The organism is Kosmotoga sp. (assembly GCF_982836095.1).
On sequence record NZ_CEYIHJ010000016.1, the window covers coordinates 11,667 to 14,875 of the forward strand.

Consider the following 3,209-nt stretch of genomic DNA (forward strand, 5'->3'; position numbering starts at 1 on the left):
CCCTGTACCAGCTATAAAGAAAGCTCTGGAAAAAGCGAAAATGAACATAAAGGATATAGAACTTTTCGAACTCAATGAAGCCTTTGCCGCTCAGAGCCTTGCTGTATTGAAAGGACTGGAAGAAGAGCTGGGAGTTGAAAGAGACTGGATGTTGGAAAGAACTAATGTAAATGGCGGCGCCATAGCTCTCGGACATCCTATCGGTGCATCTGGTAACCGTATTGTTGTCACGCTTCTTTACGAAATGAAAAAGCGTGATTTGACCTATGGCCTTGCTTCACTTTGCATAGGTGGAGGCATGGGTACAACCGTAATAATTAAGAATATCGATTGATCCAATCCATAACAGGAGGTGGGGAAAGTATGAAGAAACTTCTTTTATCAGTACTCTTTGTTACCATTGTGTTTAGCTTTGTTTTTGCAGAAAACGGTGTATATCCAGATAAGATTGTCATTGGCTCTTTCCAGGCTCTTTCTGGTCCAGTAGCACCAATAGGCATCTCAATGCGGAAGGGCATGGATGCATACTTCAACTGGGTAAATGCAAATGGTGGAATCAACGGCAGAAAGATCGAATTTATTGTAGCAGATGATGCCTTTAACCCTTCAAAAACCGTTGTAGAAGTCAAAAGGCTTGTAGAACAAGATAAAGTTTTCGCCATTGTTGGAGGCCTTGGCACTCCTGGATGTCTCGCTGTTGCTGACTATCTTAACAACTCTGGTGTCCCATTTGTTTACCAAGGAAGTGGCTCAAGCACTCTGGCCATTCCTCCGAAAAAGTATGTCTTTACCGTACAGCCTAACTACACAACTGAGGGTCAGATCATGGCAAAATACTTAGTTGAGGCACTGGGAAAGAAGCGTATAGGTATTGTTTACAGGGCTGATGATGCTGGACAGGAAGAACTTAACGGCCTTAAACGTTGGCTTGTAGAACACGGTTACAGTTCCGCCCTTGTTGCGAAGCTTCCGGTCGATGTTACGAGAATGACCTTTGATAACGAAATTCTCAAGCTCATGGAACTGAATGTAGATGCTGTTGTGTTGAGCATGTGGATCCCTCAGAGCCCTAACTTCCTCAAGCAGGCTTATGAATATGGCCTCGATGCCCTCTTGCTTGGAAACTATGTTAATCCAGATCCAACTGTTATCGCACTGGCAGGAGATGCTGCTGAAGGCTTCCAGGCAATGGCGTGGGTTATGGGAGATGTAGCTGATGAAAGCTTCCAAAAATATATTCAAATTTATCAAGAAACTTTCAACGACGAAATTCCCAACGCTTACGCAGCGGCGGGCTTCATTGCCGCCGAAGTCTTCACAGAAGCGTTAAGAAGAGCTGGAGAGGAACCAACAAGGGAAAGCCTTGTAAAAGCACTCGAAGAAATGAACGGCTGGAAAGGGCTTATTACACCATCTATTACTTACAAACCCTATGATCCCAATGACAAATACTGTCGTGTCGGTATCAGGCAAATGTATGTGATGCATGTGGAAAACCAAGTCTGGACTACATTGACAGACTGGATTTCGGTCGCTGAATAATCTTTGCTCGCGGGGGATTTTCCCCCGCGTTTTCCTGGAGGTGCACCATGGTTCTTGAAGTCAGGAACATCACTGTGAAATTTGGGGGCGTTACAGCAGTAAAGTCGTTCAACATGACAGTAAAAAAGAACACCATACATTCTTTGATTGGGCCAAATGGAGCGGGAAAAACCACGCTTTTCAATGTTATAACCCGTATTGTCAAGGAAACTGAAGGGGAAATATCATTCAACGGGAAAGATCTGGCGACTTATAAGCCCTTTAAAGTGATAAAAGCAGGTATATCAAGAACCTTTCAGAATCTTGAGATATTCAAGTATATGACGGTGAAAGACAACTTCTTTGTGGGCCACCATGGTGAAATACATTATGGAATCTTGCAAGAAGCACTGTGGACAAATAAAGTGAAAAACTCAGAAAAAAAATCCATGGAAAAAGCTCTTGAAATAGCTGAACTGTTAGGTTTGAAAAATAGGCTCAATACATTAGCCGGCATGCTTCCCTACGGATTACAGAAGCTCGTTGAAATTGGCAGAGCACTGATGAGTGAACCGAATTTTCTCATGCTTGATGAACCAGCTGCTGGTCTAAACCCCACCGAAACCATCCAACTAAAAACGCTTATCAATCGTTTACGCGACGACTTTAATTTGACAATTTTCCTTGTGGAGCACGATATGTCACTTGTTATGGACATATCTGACAGAATAACGGTAATGAATTTTGGTGAAAAAATAGCCGAAGGCTCAGCTGATGATATTAAAAATGACCCCAACGTTATAGAAGCCTATCTGGGAGAGAGTAAATATGCTTGAGATAAAAAATATCGAAGTCTATTATGGTTATGTAAAAGCGTTAAAGGACATATCATTGCGTGTTGAAGAAGGACAGATTGTTTCCCTGTTGGGTTCCAATGGTGCAGGAAAAACCACAACACTTAAGACAATCTCTGGACTGTTAAAGCCTAAAAACGGAAGCATTCTTTTTCACGAAAAAATTATCACTCATCTGGATTCATCAGCAATAGTTAGGATGGGGATTGTTCAATGCCCTGAAGGTCGTCAATTATTTCCTGATCTTTCCGTTAAGGAAAACCTTCTTGTGGGGGCTATAACTCGCAAAAACAGAAAGCAAATAAACGATGACTTGAATCAAGTTTATGGGCTATTTCCTATATTGCGGGACAGAAAGAACCAGCTTGCTGGAACTTTGTCAGGTGGAGAACAGCAAATGCTTGCCATAGGCAGAGCTCTCATGGCTGGTCCAAAATTACTTATGCTTGATGAACCTTCTCTTGGATTAGCACCAAAAATCGTTGAACAGATTTTCGAGCTTCTCGTAAATTTAAACAAAGAAAAGGGACTCACGATTTTGCTTGTAGAGCAAAATGCCAATGCGGCGCTAAGAATCTCTGACTATGCCTATATTCTCGAGGTAGGAACTCTCACCCTCGAAGGTGATGCGAAAGACCTTCTTAAAAGTGAATTAGTTCAACAAAAATATCTTGGGGCCTGATGGGGGTGACTTGATGGTAACCTTTTTACAGCAAATAATATTGGGGCTTAGAGAGGGGAGCCTTTTTTCATTGGTTGCTCTGGGTCTTGTGCTCATATACAAAACCTCCGGTGTTGTAAATTTTGCTTACGGGAACATGGGGATGTTTGCAG

At 42.3% G+C, this 3,209-nt stretch carries 3 protein-coding genes and 1 pseudogene; all 4 read left to right on the forward strand.

Annotated features, from left to right (window positions below):
* Positions 1-334: pseudogene (locus AC3LHT_RS02305) on the forward strand (acetyl-CoA C-acyltransferase); the annotation flags it as partial.
* Between the two features lie 29 nt (positions 335-363).
* The gene (locus AC3LHT_RS02310) at positions 364-1,542 is read left to right on the forward strand and encodes an ABC transporter substrate-binding protein (protein WP_488661839.1); all 1,179 of its coding nucleotides are present in this window, start codon (positions 364-366) and stop codon (positions 1,540-1,542) included.
* A gap of 47 nt (positions 1,543-1,589) precedes the next feature.
* Positions 1,590-2,357 carry an ABC transporter ATP-binding protein gene (locus tag AC3LHT_RS02315; RefSeq protein ID WP_488661840.1) on the forward strand — a complete coding sequence of 256 codons (768 nt, stop codon included), beginning with the start codon at positions 1,590-1,592 and terminating at the stop codon, positions 2,355-2,357.
* A complete protein-coding gene (locus AC3LHT_RS02320) occupies positions 2,350-3,057 on the forward strand; it encodes an ABC transporter ATP-binding protein (protein ID WP_488661841.1) in 708 nt (235 codons plus the stop codon). Before AC3LHT_RS02315 ends, AC3LHT_RS02320 begins: the two co-directional genes overlap by 8 nt.
* The last annotated feature ends 152 nt before the right edge of the window (positions 3,058-3,209 follow it).

Excerpts from the sequence above, each read along its gene's own strand:
- AC3LHT_RS02310 (WP_488661839.1), top strand. The coding sequence starts at position 364 with ATGAAGAAACTTCTTTTATCAGTACTCTTTGTTACCATTGTGTTTAGC.
- AC3LHT_RS02315 (WP_488661840.1), top strand. The coding sequence starts at position 1,590 with ATGGTTCTTGAAGTCAGGAACATCACTGTGAAATTTGGGGGCGTTACA.
- AC3LHT_RS02320 (WP_488661841.1), top strand. The coding sequence starts at position 2,350 with ATGCTTGAGATAAAAAATATCGAAGTCTATTATGGTTATGTAAAAGCG.